The organism is Brasilonema angustatum (genome assembly GCF_059505445.1).
Genome location: NZ_JCACKO010000129.1, coordinates 51,927 through 70,119 on the forward strand (window position 1 = coordinate 51,927; position 18,193 = coordinate 70,119).

Sequence of the window (18,193 nt, forward strand, 5' to 3'; positions counted from 1 at the left end):
CCTATACTTATTTTGCTTTAGTTTATAGCAAAATAAATTATAATAGGATAAATTCGATTTTCAATCACCTTACTGGTGGTACTTCATTATTAAAGTAGTCTTCTAAATGAGAAATAGGCTTTAAACCGACAGCATCTTCAGAGAGTTCTGTTACTAATTATTCATCAAAAGAAACATACATGATTTCCTCATGTACTGTAATATTAGGTGACAAAGAGAACTATAGCAATCCGTGCAGGAGTTGTAAAATTATTCGTTGAGGTGGGGAACAGAGAACAGGGAAGAAGAATATGCAAATGTACTTTGTTTTTTCACAAATGAAATAGGACTGCTATAGTCTATAGTCATGCGTTGAGGGGTCATGAACTTATTCGTTGAGGCGACGCAATTTGCTCTTGTCTTTAAGATTGATTTCCTTTGTTTAAGGAGCGATTGCCACATTGCGTTCATTCACCTTTAACGTAGTAGCTTTAATCACCTCACCGTATTTATTGCGAGTACCAAAGCCTTGTACCTGAACTTTGTCACCTACTTGAGCCGTATTAACAAGTTGATTACCAGCATGAGGTGGAAACTTCACTTGTACTCCCGAAGAAAGAATCACGCCATTAATTTCTCCTCGCTGTCCTACCAACCATTGTTGGGCTGTTCCTTCGGCTGATAAATTGCTGTAATCATTGGGGGTAGGTGGAGGTGGGGGTGGTGCATCGGGAGTTGGTTTGTTTGCGATTGTCTGCTGGGTTTGACGATTGGTGATTTCGTTTGCTTTAATTTCTTGTCCAAAGGGCGTGGATACACCCGTTTTTCCTGTTACGCTGATATCAGTTCCTAAACTGATTTGTGCAACTAAATTTCTGTTCAGATGTGGTGGAATTTTCACTTGCACTTTATTGTTGAGCAATAACCCATCTACTCTACCTTCAGGGTTGAGCAGGTATTGCTGAATTTTACCTGTCAATGTAGTAGCATCATTGTCTGGAGGAACTGGTAGTGAATCTGGAGGAGCTGGTAGTGAAGTACTTGCACGACTCTGGTCGAAATTGCTAGGATTTGGTCGTACCGAACTGATTTCGGACGAACTTGCACTCCAAGCTGGATTTCTGGTCATGGCACTGTAAGCCCATATACTACTGAGGGCGATCACCACCCCCACAGCTCCACTGCCGAGCATCAGCCGCAGGTTACGCCGCTGTGTTTGATCTTGCATCTGTTTTGCTTGCATCAGTTTTAACGCTTCCTGAAGAGCCTCTGGTGAAATATTTGCTTCTGCTGCTGCCTGCATCAATTCTGCCGTTGAGTAATCTTGATGTCGCTGCGCGTGTAACTTAGCAGCAAGGCCAAACACATCAGCAGCCGTTTGACTAGATATACGATCATTAAGGTGATTCATGATGGGGTCTTTGTGAATGGATGAGAAGTGATTCGTCACACAACGCCTGATTCATAATTATGTTGTGCAAAAATCGTGCCAAAGATACAGGTTAGATACATTTGAGTAAGGCAAGATAAGAATTGAAACAGATCACTGTTCAATGAACCCAATTTTTGATGAAACTTCGACGCTGGACACTGCGGCAGCAGCTCACCATCCTGACTATCCTATTTCTAGGTTTGAGCGCGGTAGCATTATTGCTGTTAGTGCAACTGTTTGAAAGTTTTGAAGGCGCGGTGGTGGCTCATAATCAGCAAGAACTTGCTAAAGCCAACACGCGTTTAATCAAGCTGTTCTGGGAATCGAATCTTTTTAAGGGGGGAGTCTCGAAAGGGAACATCAATAGACCTTTAACAGAGCTTTCCACTGAAGTATTGGCGAACTTTGGGCGAGTTGAAGGTGGCTTTTACCTGTTACAGGGAGATCAGCTTCTGGGCTATGCTTATCCCACACACGGTGGACCTGTGCCCAAAAGCGATATTCCACCAGCTGAACGAGATACAATTCTCCAACTGGCACGACGGGCAACGAGTCAAGGATTGCCTCAAGAATTCGTCCTGCGTCCTAAGCTGGACGTTGTGGTGGTGCGCGCAGATCCTCTGCCACTTTGGGGAGCGGTATGGACAATGAAGCGGATACCTCGCACAGAGGACAGCCAGCAAAAAATTCTTAGCGTACCAGTTGTCTTGGGAATGTTGGTGGTTGGTTTTTGGACTTTTGCCATTGCGCTCCAGCTACAGTGGGGTGTGCAACGGCTCCAGCAGAGCATTAAGGCAATGGAAGCAAATCAGGCAAATCAAATTCCACCCCTACCTGCCGAGATGGGAATGTTGGGAGACGCCATCAATACAATGCAGTCCCGTCGTCAAGAGTTAGAGCAGCGTCTGCATCGCGTGGAACGACTGGCTTCACTAGGACAGTTAGTAGCGGGTGTTGCTCACGAAATCCGCAATCCCCTGGCTAGTATGCGTTTGAATTTGCAGTACACTGATCGGCAACTGCGAAAGCAAGGCTTAACTACATTGCCTATTGATAGTCTCTTAGAACAAGTAAACCGTCTGGAGCATCTTGTACAAAGACTTTTATATTTTGACAAAAATCAGCAGCAGGAGGCTTTAGCTCTGACATCGCTAGAGAACATTGTCTTGGAATCTGTCTCGCTGTTGCGTCTCAAAGCTGAAGAACAGGGGGTAGACCTAGTTTACCAAGCTCCCGCCCACCCAATGCCAGAAATTTCTCTGCGTCGTCGCGAACTGGGACAAGTGATGGTCAATTTAATTCTCAACGCCATTCAAGCCAGTCCTGAAGGAGAACAGGTGACGGTAGGAGTGGAAGAGGAGTTAGGCGCTCAAAGTCAGCAAAAAGAGCGTTACTTTGTGGCTTGGGTAAAAGATAAAGGACCTGGTTTACCGCCAGAAGAGCAAGAACGCATTTTTGACCCGTTCTACTCCACCAAACCAGAAGGAACAGGACTGGGACTCTCAATCAGTCATGAGATTGTAACTCGACATGGAGGATATATCCAGGTGGAATCATCTCTAGGAAAGACACGATTTAGTGTTTTCTTACCTTACGACTAACGCAAAAACTCTCTCAAACTTTTATTTCTTTGTGTCCTACCCTGCGGGAAGCCACTAGCCCCTAAGGGGCAAAGCAACCTTCGGTTCGCTAGCCCCGGAGGGGGCGCTGCGCAAACGCTAACGCCGGGGGGATACTCCCCCCGGCAGACTTTGGAGCTGCGCAAACGTGTCTATGCGGTTCATTTTCTCTTCCAAATTTCTCATGCAAAATTAAAAATGGCTAAAATCCTAATTATTGATGATGAAAGAGCACTGCGGCAGGCGATCGCCCAAATTCTTCAAGATGAAGGATATGAGGTGCTGCAAGCGGCAGATGGAGAGCAGGGTTTGAAGATCCTGTTGGACAACACAACTCATCCTGATCTCGTCTTTCTGGATTTGAAGATGCCCAAAACCCAAGGAATCGCAGTCCTAAAAACTCTCGAACAAAGACTGTTTGAGTTACCTGTGATTGTCATGACTGCTTATGGTACCAGTCGCACAGCAATTGAAGCCATGCAGTTGGGTGCTTACGATTACCTGACCAAACCTTTTGATTTAGAAGACTTAGTTAATATCACCCAAAAGGCACTTGCGCATCACCAAGAACCTGTGTATCAAATGGGGGAGTCGGACTTGCAGAGTTTGGAGCAGTCAGACGAGTTATTGGGGCGATCGCTCGCTATGCAAGAAGTCTTCAAACTCATCGGGCGGGTTGCTCCAGGAAACACCACTGTTCTAATCACAGGAGAGTCGGGCACTGGTAAAGAATTAGTTGCTTCCACACTCCATACTACCAGTCCTCGTCGTAAAGGACCGTTGGTGAAGGTTAACTGTGCCGCCCTCCCAGAACATTTGCTAGAAGCTGAATTATTCGGACACGAAAAAGGTGCTTTCACCGGAGCGAATCACCTGCGAATTGGTCGATTTGAACAAGCAAACGCTGGTACAATTTTTCTCGATGAAGTTGGGGAACTCAGCCCTGTTATTCAGGGTAAGCTGTTGCGTGTCTTACAAGACCACTCATTTGAACGGCTGGGAAGTAACCAAACTCGTACCGTAGATGTACGGATTCTCGCTGCTACGAATCGGAATTTAGAGCAAATGGTTAAGCATAACCAGTTTCGGGAAGATCTATATTACCGCTTCAACGTAGTCCGGATTGATATGCCACCATTGCGCGATCGCCCGGAAGATCTTCAACAGCTAACCCAGTACTTTTTGAGTACGATCGCTTTGCGCCGAGGACTCAAGCGCTTGGCACTCACAATGGCAGCAATGGAAAAACTCACAAGCTACCATTTTCCTGGAAATGTGCGCGAGTTGCAAAACACACTCGAACGTGCTGCCGTGCTTTCTGGTGGACGTGCTATTTTACCAGAGCATCTGATATTGAGTCAACAATCACAACCAGAGTAGGAGCAGAAAATCATGTCTGCACTTATATCCACACCTTCGGTAGAAACCCATTTAGAGACTCAAGCAGTCCTTTATCCAAGCTTGCGCTATCTCGTGCAACTGCTGCCCTTGGATCATCGACGGGTTATTAAGCATCTGAGAAATGAAGTTGAACAAAATCCCTTTTTGCGTCGCACGACGAGTTCTGGCAATGGAGAAACTCTGGTGTCAGATGTTTTACCAGATTGGTATACTCCAACAGCAGCAGAACTTAGTCTTCAAGAACATCTGCAAGGACAAATTTCAGCCCTCAACCTATCCTCTCGGCAGCAAAAAGCTTTACTTTACTTGATTCAATGGTTGTCTCCATCTGGCTACTTGGAAGAATCACCGCAAGTTTGGGCGGCGGGTAGTGGGTTTTCTGTCAGTGAACTAGAAGCTGTGATTCCTGATTTGCAACGTCTGGATCCACCGGGAATTGGTGCGCGATCGCTTCAAGAATGTTTGTTGTTGCAACTTCCGGATCAACCCGAAAATTTAGCTAGACTATTAGTCCAGGATTATTTAGAGGAGATCGCAGCTTGTGTCGGCAATTCCACTGATGCAAAATTTTACCGAGAAACCCTACTGCAAAAGCTACGGCAGACTAGATCTAGTCTTGATTCAGAAACACTCGGTAGTACTATTCGCCAGATTCAAACGCTAGAACCTCGACCAGCCAGGAACTTTAGTCACACTCCTGCACCAATTGTCACCCCCGATTTAAAAGCGGAACCTTATGCAGGCGGTTGGCAAGTTATGTTGGCTTACGAGATGAGTCGAGATTTGTGCCTTGATGAGGAAGCTGTTGCTGTTCTCAACCGTTCACATCGTAAAACCAAAGAAACTCAACGGCTGGAAGTTCTGTTGCAAAAAGCTCGTTCTTTGCTTACCGCATTGAACCAATGGCAAGATAATCTCCTCAAAGTGGGAGAGTTTTTGGTTGATCGTCAACAAGCTTTTCTTTCAAGTCGAGACGCATTGGATCTCGTTCCTACACCACAACAAATGGTTGCTCAAGCGGTGGGACTCTCAAATGCAACTATCAGTCGAATTGTGCGCGAGCGATATCTGTTAATTAGTGGACAACCAAGCCAGATTGTACCATTACAAAAGCTTTGCACACCTGCTCGTGTTGGTGGACACACACCACAACAAATACAGCAGTTCATCCAGCAACTGATTCAAGAAGAATCTCCTGTAAAGCCTTATAGTGATGAGCAATTAGCACAGCTGATTAAGCTGCGATTTGGTTTACCCATCGCTCGTAGAACTGTGACCAAGTACCGCAAAATGGCAGGTGTTGATTCATCTAGTCGTCGTAAGATGCCCTTCGGGCAGGGTGTAATATCAAATCCGGTATGCATCTGAGTGATAAAAAAACCGCAGAGGCGCAGAGGACACAGAGACAGAGGAAGAAGGTTTAACTTATGGCTACGCTTTTCGCAATCAGTCGGTCACGTCAGTGCTACTGTTGCCTCAACCTCAACCAATGTTTCTTAGGAGAGGGTTAGGCTCAATATCATGGGTTGTAAATAGATCCCCACACTTACAGCGGTTTTCAATTGAGTAGACTACAAATTGGGTAAACTAGAGGAGTAGTAAAAATACTCACGGTAATGCCTGCTCCCTACTCAAATGATCTACGCCAACGCGTAATTGATGCTTATACAGCGTATGATGGGTCACTTCGACAACTTGCAGACCGCTTTAAAGTGAGCTTATCGTTTGTCCAACGGTTGATTCGTCGCTATCGAAACATAGGACAAGTGATTCCAAAACCTCATGCAGGTGGAGCGATTCCTAGCCCCTAAGAGGGGCGCTACGCAAACGGAGAGCTTCGCTTAACGCTAAAATTACAGTCGAGAAATTATCAACAGTGCAGCAGCTAGTAGATGAACAACCGGATGCCTTACTAGAAGAATTGTGCGAGCGTTTGGCGAAACGGAATGGGATTACTGTCAGCATCTCAACCATGCATCGTGCAGTTCAACGCTTAGGGTTGACCACTAAAAAAAACACTGTATGCCAGTGAGCAAGACAGCCCACGAGTCTCTAAGATGCGCTTTGAGTATAGGGATTGGGTATTGAACGTTGACCCGCACAATTTGGTATTTGTAGACGAGTCAGGTCTAAACTTAGGAATGACACGACTCTATGGACGTGCAGAACGTGGTGAGCGGTTGTACGATTCTTGCCCCCGGAATCGAGGAAAAAACATATCGTTAATTGGGGCGTTGAGTTTGGACGGACTCATTGCCACCATGAGTATTCCAGGCAGTGTTAACACCGACGTTTTTATAACTTACATTCAAGAGATTTTAGCGCCACAGCTGTGGAAGGGAGCAGTCGTAGTAATGGATAATCTGTCGGTGCATCAAGCCCAGGCAATTCGAGATGTCATTGAGGCTGTCGGTGCACGGGTTGTCTTTCTACCCCCTTATTCACCGGATTTGTCCCCCATTGAATTGTGTTGGTCAAAACTCAAACAGTGTTTGCGTGCTGCAAAAGCTCGAACTTACGAGTCATTTAACCAAGTTTTAACGCAAATTGTTACTGAGCAAATTTCGTCCGATGATGCTTGGGGCTGGTTCGCTCACTGTGGTCTATTCATTTGAAAACCGCTGTAATCATTTGATTTACCACCTTAAAACTGTAGAGTTGAGCATCAATTCAAGTAGTGGGCATCGCCCACCATTTGTAAAACCTTTCTTTGTAAAACCTTTCACGGTAAAACTTTGTGGGCAGTGCTAGCCCTACGGGATCTATTCCAAAACTTAAGCCAACCTTACCAGTAAACCGCTAAGAACAAAGGTAAAAGCATGAAAGCTGATATGGGCTAACATTGCAGCCTCTAGCGAATATTGCCAAAAGAGCCAGCCAAACGTAATCCCCACAATCCCATTCAGTAACAACGCCCGAATAATCACAACTGGAGTGAGGGGAACGATCACGGCAGTCGCTGGCAGGTGTAGTAGTCCAAATACCAACGCGGCTAGAACGATCGCACCCTGGTAAATCCCTTGACTTGGCAACGTAACGCCTTGTTTTAGTCCTTTCCACGCGATCCAAACAAGCAGCGACATTAAACCCCAGCGCATCAAAATTTCCTCAGTGATGCCGCCATAGAACATTGCTGTGAGCAAATTCAACCAACTTGGCTCTGTATTATTGGCTGCCCGTAGCGCTTCAGGTAGGACAGGTTGCATCAACTGATCGAGCAACAAGAGAACGATCGTCGCCGCTGCACCCACACCCAAGCTCCACTTCATCTCAACGGCAAAAGATGGAGACTTAGCGGTGTGAAACACCCAATGATCAATCAAATGGGAGCTTAATCCAACACGATAGGCACAACCAATTCCGATCAGAATGCTGATTGCCAGTAGAACTGAATACTGTAGTCCTTGCAGAAGCATTAAAATCCACAATGGAGGCACTTTTTCCAGTGTTTCTGGAGATAGTTTCGCTAACTGTTGCTCGACTACAGAAATAGACGTGATCGTGTACATCACAATTCCCACACTGCCCAATACAAATAAAATCCCAAATTGTTTCAGAATTGCCATTGGTTTAATCTCTAGAGACATCAGAATACTGGGTAGACACAATGCCAAGATAGAGAATGACAACTGGTGACTAACGTCACCTTATCCTGAAGTATCATTCTATTTCTCCTAAAATTAAACTCGATTGTGCGCTCTTGAAATGGATCGATTCACTGTGAGTTCACCCTCAACAATCAACCTACTGTATATCCGCCATCGATCGCTAAGGGTTGTCCCGTAATATAGCTGGCAGCATCAGAGCAGAGAAACACAACCGCTTGAGCAATTTCCGTTGCCTGACCGATACGACCCATCGGAACCATAGACCCGAGATCATCGAACGTGATGTTCATCTGGTCAGCGCTACGAGCCATGAGGTCAGTCGCAATGGGACCAGGATTGACGGCATTAATCCGAATGCCCTGTTTGGCATAATCGAGGGCAGCCGAGCGCGTCAGCCCCATCACCGCATGTTTGCTGGCAACGTAGGGAGAGATCCCCGGAAGCGCAACGAGACCATTCGTTGATGAATTGTTCACAATCACCCCTGAGCCTTGGGTCAGCATCTGTTGAATTTCATATTTCATACATAGAAATAGCCCTCGCGCATTGACCGACATGATCTTGTCAAAATCCTCTACCGATTGTTCATGCAACGGTTTAACAGCCAGATCGATTCCAGCATTGTTAAAGGCACAATCGAGTTTGCCGTAGGTTGCGATTGCTTTCTGCACCAATTCCCGAACATCCGCTTCACTCGATACATCGGATTTCACGAACAAGCATTGCGCTCCAGTATCACGAATCAGAGCCGCAGTTTTCTCACCTTCTACATTGAGTCTGTCGCAGAAGACGACTTTTGCGCCAGCCGCACCAAAGGCGATCGCTGTTGCTCTACCAATTCCCGATGCGCCTCCAGTAACTAAAGCCACTTTATCTTGCAATATCATCGTGTTTCTCTTGTTTCAATCAATATTGACCTTCAGCACAAAATCAAACTCCAATCTGTCATATTAGCCCGCGCCGATAAGCAGCATCGCCGGGATTGTGGGCAGGTTGAAAACGACGTGAATGACGACGGCGGGCCAGACCGATCCGCTGCGGCGGAAGACCTCGGCAGTGGCGAGACCAGCCACCACGGCTGTGGGAAAGATGATGTTGATGCCGTGAACGAGAGCAAAGATTAGGGTGCTACCCACGACCCCAATCAACGAACCGTAGCGCAGCAGCGCGTTGGCGACGACTCCCCGGAAGAGCAGTTCCTCGCCGAGGGGCGTGACGATTCCGAGGAACAACGTGGCCAAAACCAGAGATAGTACCCCGCCGCTGCCACCCTCGGCGTACACACCCTGGACATTGTTGGTGTTCCCGGTGATCTGGATCCAGCCCAGAACCGCCAGTCCCTTGAGCACGTAGGCGACTAGTCCAGCTCCGACCCCGATGAGCAGCCAGCGCCTTGAGACCCGGCGCACGCCGAAGGCGTTCAGGGAACGAATCCGCAGTAGCACTGCCGCTGCGAACCCAGCAATTCCGGCGATACCGGAGAGCGAGGTGAAGACCAGTCTGTAGACCACGGGGTCAAGACCGAGCCGCTTGAGTTGCGGGCCAACCCCGAACCCGACGGCTGCGAAGACGACGAGACCGACGACGATCTCGAGCCAGCCCGGACGGGAGACCTTGTTTGGTGCGGACAGCTCAGAGGAAGCGGCGGGGGTCTTTCTCGATCCCCGTGCATGGTGAGAAAACATTTTAGACATGGTAATGAACTTCTAAATTTTCTTTGGCTTAGCTAACTTGAGTTGTAGTGAGTTCCAACACTCAACTTCTTCCAGATTCTTACAACGGTTTCTCAGAGTCTTATAGAGTCAGCGAACTTGTTTTGGGGTCATTCCAGTGAGGCGCTTAAGCTGTTGGGTCAGATGGCTTTGACTGGAGAAACCTACTTGTAAAGCAATGTCCGCGATCGTCCAATCCGTTTTCAACAGCATCATTTCGGCCCGTTCCACTCGCTGTCGAATCACATACTGATGCGGTGAAATTCCCATTGCTTGTTTGAATAAACTGGCAAAGTAAGTCGGGCTAATATTGATAATTTCTGCAAGTTCAGTCACTGACAAATTTCGGTCAAGGTTAGTATGAATATAGTCGAGTACTTGCTGCAATTGGGTATGCGTTAAGCCTCTGTTCTTGAATTCAATTGTTGGTGTTGTAATTGTTAGCATGGTTCAAAAATTAGCAATCTTGTTCTACAAAACAGGCAAAAGATAGCTATCTAATTTCGATAGCTTACCAGCACTAATAAAGAAGTCAGATATAAATTGGGAGCAAAGATCGGGGAACTTAATGACTTGCAGCAATAATGGCTGCCATCAACTCCGTCGTGTTCCAGTGCCCGCTATACCGAGTTCCATTGATAAACAGGGCTGGGGCAGACGTTACTCCAGTATGTATTCCGCCTTCGATATCTTCATTGATGCGAGCGACATGCACTTGTTTAAACAACTCTTTCAGAAACTGAGGAATGTCAAGCCCTAAATCATTCGCGTACTCGACAAGATAACCGTTCTCCAACTTTTGTTGATGGGCAAATAAAGTGTCATGCATTGACCAAAACTGTCCCTGGGCGGTGGCGGCTTGGGCGGCTTGGGCTACCCGGTGAGCATGGGGATGAATCTGTGTTTGCGGAAAATGGCGGAAGATGAAGCATAAATAATCCTCTCCAAAAGAAGCACTAAGCTCTCGTTTGATAACTTTAATCATCTTGTAAACGCCTGCACTTCTAGAGCATTGATAGTCTCCATACATCACCAGCACTACCTTGGCACTCAGCACACCTTGAATACGATCTTGGGTTGAAGGTGGTACAAGTAAGGAACTGTGGTTACGGTCGTCGCTCATCTGACTGCATGACTATTTACATAAATTCAATATATGCTATTGCCTTCAAGTCGTCGTCTATAATGAGTTAAAATTTTTACAGTATAAATTGATAGAGCAACCATTCTATCGTAGAGTGGAAGCTTAGCTCTAACTCAAGTTAGAATCCAAATTCAATAGAAAGTACACCCTATAAACTGACAATGCCGCGTTTGACGGCAACAATCACAGCTTGGGTGCGATCGCTCACATCTAACTTATTCAAGATCCGATTTACATGAGATTTAACAGTACCTTCACCGATACTCAAAGCAGCCGCAATTTCGGCATTACTCATCCCCTGTGCCATTGAACGGAGTACTGTCAGTTCTCTTTCACTTAGTTCTGGATTGCTGAGGCGCTGTACCAACTTTGCTCCCACATCAGGCGGAATATACTGCTGACCTCGATGAACAGTACGAATGGCATTCAGCAGCTCGTCGGGTTCAGTTTCTTTCAACAGGTATCCTTTTGCTCCTGCCTGCAATCCCCGATAAATATCTTCGTCACTATCATATGTTGTCAGTACAATAATCCGAGCAGATTTAGCGGTAGCACGAATTGCACCGATGGCGGCAACTCCTTCAACTTCAGGCATTCGGAGATCCATTAGCGTTACATCCGGTTGGTGTTCCCGAAATAAGGCGATCGCCTGTTCCCCATTTTCTGCTTGCGCAATCACCTTCATATCTGGATCACGGTTAATAATCGTGGCTAATCCTTGCCGAAAAATGGAATGATCGTCCGCAATCAGAACCCGAATCGTCGTGGCTTGGCTCATCGTGATGCTACTCCCGATTGACGGTGACAATAATCTCTGTTCCTTGCCCAGGTTGACTCCTAATCGTCAGTTGTGCGCCGATGCGCTCTGCCCGTTCGCTCATGCCTAATAAGCCAAAACCATTAGAGGATGGAACACTCCCAACTCCAAAGCCCTGCCCATTGTCTTTCACGCGCAAGCAAAACCGATCACGATCATATACTAGCTCCACTCGAATTTCGTCAGCATTGGCGTGTCTGATAACATTGGTCAATGCTTCCTGCCCAATTCGCAGTAGGTTACTCTCTAGTTCAGTGGGTAGAGAATACACTGCACCCTTGATTTCATAATATAAAGTGGTATCAGTTGCGGCAGATCTGATTTGAGTCACCAGACGATGTAGAGCACTCTGTAAACTGCCCTCCTCCAAAAGCTGAGGACGGAGCGCTACCACCGATCGCCGCGCTTCAATCAGTCCAGTTCGCGCCAATTCTTTGATCAGGTCTAGATGTGCCTGAGTTGCTTCTAAATCATCCGTTAGTACCTGATTTGCAGCTCCCACCTGAGCCAGAATGCCTGTAAACGCCTGAGCGAGTGTGTCGTGAATTTCGCGTGCCATGCGGTTGCGTTCTTCCAAAATTGAGGCGGCTTCTGCTTGCTTAAGAGCCGTAATATCTCGCGACAGCCAAATCACCTGCTCGTGCCGAATCGGTGCAATGCGCGCCGAAAGCCAGGTTTCTCGTCCACCCGTCCACTGACTGTATTCAACTGTAAGTACTTGTTGGGTTCTCAGCACCTGCTGAATGTAATTTAGGAATTCATCGGCTTGTGCTTTTTCAAAAATCTGGTGCAGTGTTTTACCAATACATGTGTCTTCCTCAATGGGTCTATGCAACTTTCCTTCGACCATTTCGATTATTTGCCCTTCAGCAGTGAGGACACACAGCAGATCGGGAATGGCTGAAACGAGTGCCCGCAGTTCTGCCTCTGAGGCTTGCAACGCTATTTCTGCTTGCTTGCGATCAGTAATATCTGCAATCACTCCTTCTATGCATTCATCGGCTGCATTCAGACGAGAGGAGTAAAGTCCCCAAAACGGTGTGCAATCTCGTTTTCGCATCTGTGCGGCAAAGCTTCGCACTTCCCCATCACGCTTCAGCAACTCAATGGCTTGTTGGCGATCGCACTGATTTACATAGTAGCCTGTGGTGTGTTCAAGCCCAATGATCTGCTCTGGTGAATCAAAGCCAAACAGATTTGCAAAGCGTTGATTGGCATCGAGAATTAATCCATCACAGATGCGGGTTCGGTAGATGCCGACCTGCGAGTTTTCAAAGATAGTTCGGAACTTGGCTTCACTGCGTTGTAAGGCCTCTTCTGCTTGTTTACGCTGGGTGGTGTCATTTCCAACCGATAAGATTTCAACTAAGTCTCCCTGTTCATTTAAGATTGCTTGATTCGACCAGGCAAGCCAAACTCGCCTACCGTCTCGACACAGGTTTTCACCCTCGCCTTGCGGGTACGATTTAGGATTGCGAAGTAAATCGTGGATAAATGGTCTGACATCGCGTCCAGAGGTTTCGATTTCTGGAACGATCGTTTCGAGTAAGGTCCGCCCTAAAATCTGATGTTCTTCATAGCCAAGGAATTTCACCCCATAATCGTTGATGTATCGAATCCGTCCTTGCGGATCATAGCGAATGATGACTGAATTCGCGGTTTGTAACAGGTTGCGATAATTCGCTTCACTTTGTCTCAATGCGGCTTCGGTTTGTTGACGTTCAGAGATTTCCTGCTGTAAGGCTTGAGTTCGCTCTTCTACCTTCCTTTCCAGTGTTTCGGCATAGTCTGCTAAGCGTTCATACAACCGAGCATTTTCTAGTGAAATCGCTGCCTGAGCAATCAACAGTTTGAGGACTTGTAAGCGATCGCTGGAAAACACTCCAGTACTGAGATTGTTTTCCAAATAAAGAACGCCGATAAGCTGACTTTGCTTGAGAATTGGCATACAGAGGAGCGATCGCGTCTGTTTGTGTTGAATATAAGGATCATTCAAAAAAGACGGTTCGTTGACTGCATCATCAAGCACCAGAGTGTCTTGAGTGCGTTCTACCGAGTGAATGACGGAGACAGAAATTGTTGAACAGTCAGCAATAGTAACCTTTTCTAGGTGGTACTGTCTACTCCCACTGCACTGAGCCACCACAGTAAGCTGATCGTCTTCTGAGAGAATTAGAGCGCCTGTTTCGGCTCCGGCATTTTCTATCACCACCTGCATCAACGTAGCCATTAATTGATCGAGATGGATCATTTCTGAGAGGGCTTGAGCCGCTTTCATCACCGCAGCCAAATCGATCGCCGCAGTCGGACGACGGATCGTTTCATCGGTCAAGATTGAATTCGATTGCCGAATCAAGTTGGAATTGAGTAGTTGTGGATAGCGTTTTTCTAAGTCTTTAACTTTAGCTATTGCGCCCCAGCGACCATAGCAGCAGTGCGCCTCTTTCATGTAGGTTTGGGCAATTTTTTCCCGACCTCGCCCCAGATAATGTTTAGCCGCTAATTCATACGCTAATGCTTCTTCCTGGATAAACTCATTTTCAGAAGCGCCTGCGATCGCTCGTTCATAAAACTCTTCAGCCTCAAAGAACTGCCCTAAGACTCGCGCTTTCTCTGCCTCAACCAGATGATATTTATGCAAATAATTCATCGGAGCGTGTTCTGCCCATTTTCGCATCTTCGCTTGGTTGGCGTTAACACGGCTCATCCAAGCTACTTTTTCAGAGCTTGAAGCATCAAATAACAGGCTCAAAAGCACCAGAGAATCATAAAAAAGAAACAGCATTTCTATTACATCTTCTGAAGCCTGCTTTGCAAAGTCAGCAGTTTGTGCAGCTTGATGATACTCTCCAAATAGATAACATAGTATCAGTTTGTTTAAGCAAAAGTAGTGGATTTCAGTGCTGTTCTTAATTGCAGTAGCATGCAATAGCGCTTGCTCTTCATCATATACACTTCCCACTAAGCAACTGGGATTCTCAGATCTACCTAACAAATTGAGGATTGTCTGCCAAAGTACTGCAATCCAATTCAAGGAAGTTTTCCGTCTGATTTGCCTGATTGCTTTGCTGTAGCTTGCCGTTTTATTTTCCAGTTGGGTGAGTTCATCCCCGGCAAAAAATCTGTAACAACAAATATTACAGGCAGCATAGCTTGCAAATTCAAAGTCTCCAGTTTCCACGCCGTTTTGATAAGCATCAACTAGAATTGGTATTGTTTTCCTAAAATGCACCTTTGAGGGCATGATATTGGCACTAAATATCGTTAATGTTTTACTTCTCCCTTCTTGGATATTTGATCGTTCTGTCAGACTTAGAGCCAATTGGCCAAATTTATAGCCAAGTTCGATGTCTTGAACCACTGCACCTAGAACAACTCCGTAGCTAGCATAACTCAAGGGTGACCAGGTAGCGTTGCCATAATTGAGTGATAAATCTACCATTTTGCACACAATCAGTATCATCACTGCTGGTGACACCATAGAAGCAGTAACCGCAATATTAGTCAGAATATTCATTGCCGCGAGCGGCTCTAGTGCGGTCATTCTCGGTAGATTAATTAAGTCTTCAATTTCTCGTCCAGCGAGTAGTGCAGCCGTTTCCTCCAATCTGCTTTGAACATCTAACTGACTTGGAGTTTCTATCAAGGGCACTACCAAGAGCTTTAATACTGCCAAGCCAAGTTCAAGGGCTTCTTCTGAGTTGCCCTGTGACAAATATCCTTGAATTCTGGTATCATAAACCTGCACTTTGTCAACTACTGTCTTCGCATGATCGAGTACCACTTCTACGAAGTGTTCCATTTCACTAAAGCGACCGTGAAGATATGCCGCTCCTGCAGCTTCTGAGTACAGCGCTAAGGTGAGGTCATACTCACTCTGCCAACTCTCTGGATTGAGGAGTTTCAGTCCTGTAGTGAAATATTTAAAAGCTGCTTCATAAGCCGTTGCTGCCTTTGCTTTCTGTCCTGCCATTAAATTCAATCTGGCAATTTCAGTTCGTTCTGGTTGAGCAGTGACTAGTTCAACCCCATGATTAAAATGATCGACAATGGCAAATAGTCGATCAGATCGTTGCTCTTGTGAAGTTTTTTCGAGTAAATTGTGACCGATTTGGAGATGAACAGCTTGTTTCTGCAACTCATCAATCAAAGCATAAGCAGCTTGCTGGACGCGATCATGCAAAAACTTATACTCTTGAACTAACAAGTTTTCATCTAATTCTGACACAGGTTGAATCAATCCAGCTTGGATGGCTGCTACTAAATCTTGGAAAATCGCTTTAGGTGATTTTTCGCAAACGATCGCCAACGTCTCTAAATCAAATTCAGCTCCAACACAAGCCGCTAGGCAAAAAATTTGCTGTGTTGCTTCTGGTAATTTCTGCAACTGACGCAGCAGCAACTCCACCACATTATCCGTGATCTCTTGAGCTTCAATCTCAGCCAAGTTCCATTGCCAGCTCAACTGTTGTGCATTAAAGGTCAACAGATTTTCGCCATACAGCAGCTTCAAAAATTCACCGACAAAGAAAGGGTTGCCCTCGGTTTTACGTGACACAGCTTGGGCTAGGGAACGAACTGTATCAGGATTGTGATGTAATGTCTCAGCTATCAGTTGGCTTAACGGTTCCAGTGTTAAGGGAGTCAGAATGATTTGCTGAAGCATTGCTCCCTGGTTCCGTAGTTTCTTTAGCGTCAAAACCAATGAATGCGTTGGAGTCACTTCGTTGTCTCGGTAGGCTCCGATCAAAAATAGATATTGGGTTTGCTCGTCGAGCAAGATGAGTTCAATTAACTTCAGCGTCGCAAAATCGATCCACTGTAGATCGTCTAAGAAGATCACCAGGGGATGCTCTTTTGCACAAAACGCCCGCACAAATCGTTGAAACGTTAGGTTGAAGCGATTCTGGGCTTCCGTTGCTCCAACTTCTGGTGCGGGCAACTGCTTGCCAATGATTAACTCAACTTCCGGAATGACATCAATGATGATTTGTCCATTGCTGCCCAAAGCGGTAAGCAGGCGCGATCGCCACTGTTGCACTTGCTCGTCCGGTTCCCCCAGAAGTTGCTGCACCAACTTTTGCAGGGCATCCACAATGGCGCTGTAGGGAATATTGCGCCTGAATTGGTCAAATTTACCCGATATGAAATAGCCGTGCTTTGCTGTGATGGGTTTATAGAGTTCTTGCACCAATGCTGTTTTGCCAACGCCAGCGTAACCAGCAACGAGCATGAGTTCGACATTGAATTGAGCATTTTCTATGCCTTCCTCTAGTTGACAAATTTCCCCAAACGTCTCTTTTCTAGCCACTCTGTCAAACGCCGCCAATAATGCTTTAGTCTCCGCTTCTCGTCCATACAGTTTTTGAGGAATGCAAAACTGTTCTGAAACATCTTGCAGTCCCAACGACATGGCGTTAATCTGACCCATTTCTGTCAGTTGTTGAGCGCAGCGTTCTAGATCAGCTTTGATGCCCCAGGCACTTTGATAGCGATCCTCCGCATTTTTCGCCATCAGTTTCAAAATCAGGTCTGAAACGGGTTGGGGAATCGTCGCGTTCAATTCGTGCGGGGGAATCGGTGGTCTGGCAATGTGACAGTGAACTAGCTCCAGGAGATCTATAGTGGGAAACGGCAATTGTCCCGTCAACAGTTCGTAGAAGGTTACGCCCAGCGAGTAGAAATCGGTGCGATAGTCGAGCATCCGGTTCATCCGCCCAGTTTGCTCTGGCGACAAATAGGCGGGGGTTCCTTCCAGAAGATGGAGACTTTTGAACGTGGGATTGGTGCGGCTGAAGCGAGTCGCAATTCCAAAATCAATGATTTTAACAACGCCAGTCCTTGGATTAAAGACAATGTTGCCGGGATTGATATCTTTATGAATGACATGAGCAGCATGGATTCTACCCAGAATCTCTGTAATGGCGATCGCCATATCCAAAAAAATCGACAAGGGCATGGGACAGAAATCTGATTGCTGCCGCATCGAAGATTCCAAAGACTCTCCGCCAAAGTCTTCTAGAAGGATGAAGAGCGTGCGCTGATAGTTCTGCTGGCTGTATGCCTTAACTACGCCTTCGATGTTAAGGGAACGGGTAATTTCATATTCCTGCCGATAACGAGTTAATTCCTGAGAAGAAGGATAATCCTGCTTCAGAACTTTAGCGATGACTGCACAATTCTGCCGCTCTCTTATGCCCCGATACACTAGAGAAACCGAACTTTCATAGATTTTGCTGTGGATGGTAACTCCGGGTAAGGCAATCATTGGATTCTTTTCCAGTGAGTGTCATCAGCCATATCACAAAGTATATCGTTTACCAAACTCCAAAAAATAATCTCTTCAGCACATTTGCCGAAGAGGAGGTCTGAAGCAGTTGCAGAGTAATGGTTTGAGATCTTGTGGTAACAGAAGTAGTGTATAGCGATCCGTTTCTGAATTAAAGGGGGCGGGATGTCCTGTCACCAAAACAAAACACTA

At 46.2% G+C, this 18,193-nt stretch carries 14 protein-coding genes; 6 read left to right on the plus strand and 8 right to left on the minus strand.

The features are described from left to right. Positions 1-421: 421 nt before the first annotated feature. Positions 422-1,390 carry a hypothetical protein gene (locus tag AC5JM2_RS22145; protein WP_495836983.1) on the minus strand — a complete coding sequence of 323 codons (969 nt, stop codon included), beginning with the start codon at positions 1,388-1,390 and terminating at the stop codon, positions 422-424. Between the two features lie 158 nt (positions 1,391-1,548). On the opposite strand from AC5JM2_RS22145, the gene AC5JM2_RS22150 reads away from it, so the two are divergent. From AC5JM2_RS22150 to AC5JM2_RS22175, 6 genes are all read left to right on the plus strand, one after another. Then, positions 1,549-3,012: a sensor histidine kinase gene (locus AC5JM2_RS22150; protein ID WP_495836984.1), complete on the plus strand. Its 1,464-nt coding sequence runs from the start codon at positions 1,549-1,551 to the stop codon at positions 3,010-3,012. A 216-nt stretch (positions 3,013-3,228) separates the two neighbouring features. After that, entirely contained in the window at positions 3,229-4,410 is a 1,182-nt protein-coding gene (locus AC5JM2_RS22155) for a sigma-54-dependent transcriptional regulator (protein WP_495836985.1), read from the plus strand. Positions 4,411-4,422: 12 nt separating this feature from the next. Beyond that, positions 4,423-5,799: an RNA polymerase factor sigma-54 gene (locus AC5JM2_RS22160; protein ID WP_495836986.1), complete on the plus strand. Its 1,377-nt coding sequence runs from the start codon at positions 4,423-4,425 to the stop codon at positions 5,797-5,799. A gap of 248 nt (positions 5,800-6,047) precedes the next feature. Further along, on the plus strand, positions 6,048-6,242 hold the full coding sequence (locus tag AC5JM2_RS22165) for a helix-turn-helix domain-containing protein (RefSeq protein WP_495836987.1): 195 nt from the start codon (positions 6,048-6,050) through the stop codon (positions 6,240-6,242). Between the two features lie 65 nt (positions 6,243-6,307). Then, positions 6,308-6,463: a hypothetical protein gene (locus AC5JM2_RS22170; protein WP_495836988.1), complete on the plus strand. Its 156-nt coding sequence runs from the start codon at positions 6,308-6,310 to the stop codon at positions 6,461-6,463. 25 nt (positions 6,464-6,488) lie between these two features. Next, positions 6,489-7,046: an IS630 family transposase gene (locus AC5JM2_RS22175; protein WP_495836989.1), complete on the plus strand. Its 558-nt coding sequence runs from the start codon at positions 6,489-6,491 to the stop codon at positions 7,044-7,046. A 159-nt stretch (positions 7,047-7,205) separates the two neighbouring features. On the opposite strand, the gene AC5JM2_RS22180 is transcribed toward AC5JM2_RS22175, so the two are convergent. From AC5JM2_RS22180 to AC5JM2_RS22210, 7 genes are all read right to left on the minus strand, one after another. Next, complete coding sequence (locus tag AC5JM2_RS22180; protein WP_495836990.1) at positions 7,206-7,997, minus strand: CPBP family intramembrane glutamic endopeptidase; 792 nt, start codon at positions 7,995-7,997, stop codon at positions 7,206-7,208. A gap of 173 nt (positions 7,998-8,170) precedes the next feature. Then, positions 8,171-8,926 carry an SDR family oxidoreductase gene (locus tag AC5JM2_RS22185; protein ID WP_495836991.1) on the minus strand — a complete coding sequence of 252 codons (756 nt, stop codon included), beginning with the start codon at positions 8,924-8,926 and terminating at the stop codon, positions 8,171-8,173. Between the two features lie 63 nt (positions 8,927-8,989). Beyond that, entirely contained in the window at positions 8,990-9,733 is a 744-nt protein-coding gene (locus AC5JM2_RS22190; protein ID WP_495836992.1) for a CPBP family intramembrane glutamic endopeptidase, read from the minus strand. 108 nt (positions 9,734-9,841) lie between these two features. After that, positions 9,842-10,198: an AraC family transcriptional regulator gene (locus AC5JM2_RS22195; RefSeq protein ID WP_495836993.1), complete on the minus strand. Its 357-nt coding sequence runs from the start codon at positions 10,196-10,198 to the stop codon at positions 9,842-9,844. A 118-nt stretch (positions 10,199-10,316) separates the two neighbouring features. Beyond that, positions 10,317-10,874 (minus strand): DsbA family protein, encoded by a 558-nt coding sequence (locus tag AC5JM2_RS22200; protein ID WP_495836994.1) that lies wholly within the window; start codon positions 10,872-10,874, stop codon positions 10,317-10,319. A gap of 169 nt (positions 10,875-11,043) precedes the next feature. After that, positions 11,044-11,673 (minus strand): response regulator, encoded by a 630-nt coding sequence (locus tag AC5JM2_RS22205; RefSeq protein ID WP_495836995.1) that lies wholly within the window; start codon positions 11,671-11,673, stop codon positions 11,044-11,046. A 7-nt stretch (positions 11,674-11,680) separates the two neighbouring features. Then, entirely contained in the window at positions 11,681-17,980 is a 6,300-nt protein-coding gene (locus AC5JM2_RS22210; protein ID WP_495836996.1) for a PAS domain S-box protein, read from the minus strand. Between the last annotated feature and the right edge of the window lie 213 nt (positions 17,981-18,193).

What these genes read in the sequence shown, in the direction of transcription:
- AC5JM2_RS22200 (WP_495836994.1), bottom strand. Translation starts at nt 10,874, where the DNA reads ATGAGCGACGACCGTAACCACAGTTCCTTACTTGTACCACCTTCAACC.
- AC5JM2_RS22150 (WP_495836984.1), top strand. Translation starts at nt 1,549, where the DNA reads ATGAAACTTCGACGCTGGACACTGCGGCAGCAGCTCACCATCCTGACT.
- AC5JM2_RS22160 (WP_495836986.1), top strand. Translation starts at nt 4,423, where the DNA reads ATGTCTGCACTTATATCCACACCTTCGGTAGAAACCCATTTAGAGACT.
- AC5JM2_RS22205 (WP_495836995.1), bottom strand. Translation starts at nt 11,673, where the DNA reads ATGAGCCAAGCCACGACGATTCGGGTTCTGATTGCGGACGATCATTCC.
- AC5JM2_RS22155 (WP_495836985.1), top strand. Translation starts at nt 3,229, where the DNA reads ATGGCTAAAATCCTAATTATTGATGATGAAAGAGCACTGCGGCAGGCG.
- AC5JM2_RS22165 (WP_495836987.1), top strand. Translation starts at nt 6,048, where the DNA reads ATGCCTGCTCCCTACTCAAATGATCTACGCCAACGCGTAATTGATGCT.
- AC5JM2_RS22180 (WP_495836990.1), bottom strand. Translation starts at nt 7,997, where the DNA reads ATGGCAATTCTGAAACAATTTGGGATTTTATTTGTATTGGGCAGTGTG.
- AC5JM2_RS22195 (WP_495836993.1), bottom strand. Translation starts at nt 10,198, where the DNA reads ATGCTAACAATTACAACACCAACAATTGAATTCAAGAACAGAGGCTTA.
- AC5JM2_RS22210 (WP_495836996.1), bottom strand. Translation starts at nt 17,980, where the DNA reads ATGATTGCCTTACCCGGAGTTACCATCCACAGCAAAATCTATGAAAGT.
- AC5JM2_RS22175 (WP_495836989.1), top strand. Translation starts at nt 6,489, where the DNA reads ATGCGCTTTGAGTATAGGGATTGGGTATTGAACGTTGACCCGCACAAT.
- AC5JM2_RS22145 (WP_495836983.1), bottom strand. Translation starts at nt 1,390, where the DNA reads ATGAATCACCTTAATGATCGTATATCTAGTCAAACGGCTGCTGATGTG.
- AC5JM2_RS22185 (WP_495836991.1), bottom strand. Translation starts at nt 8,926, where the DNA reads ATGATATTGCAAGATAAAGTGGCTTTAGTTACTGGAGGCGCATCGGGA.
- AC5JM2_RS22190 (WP_495836992.1), bottom strand. Translation starts at nt 9,733, where the DNA reads ATGTCTAAAATGTTTTCTCACCATGCACGGGGATCGAGAAAGACCCCC.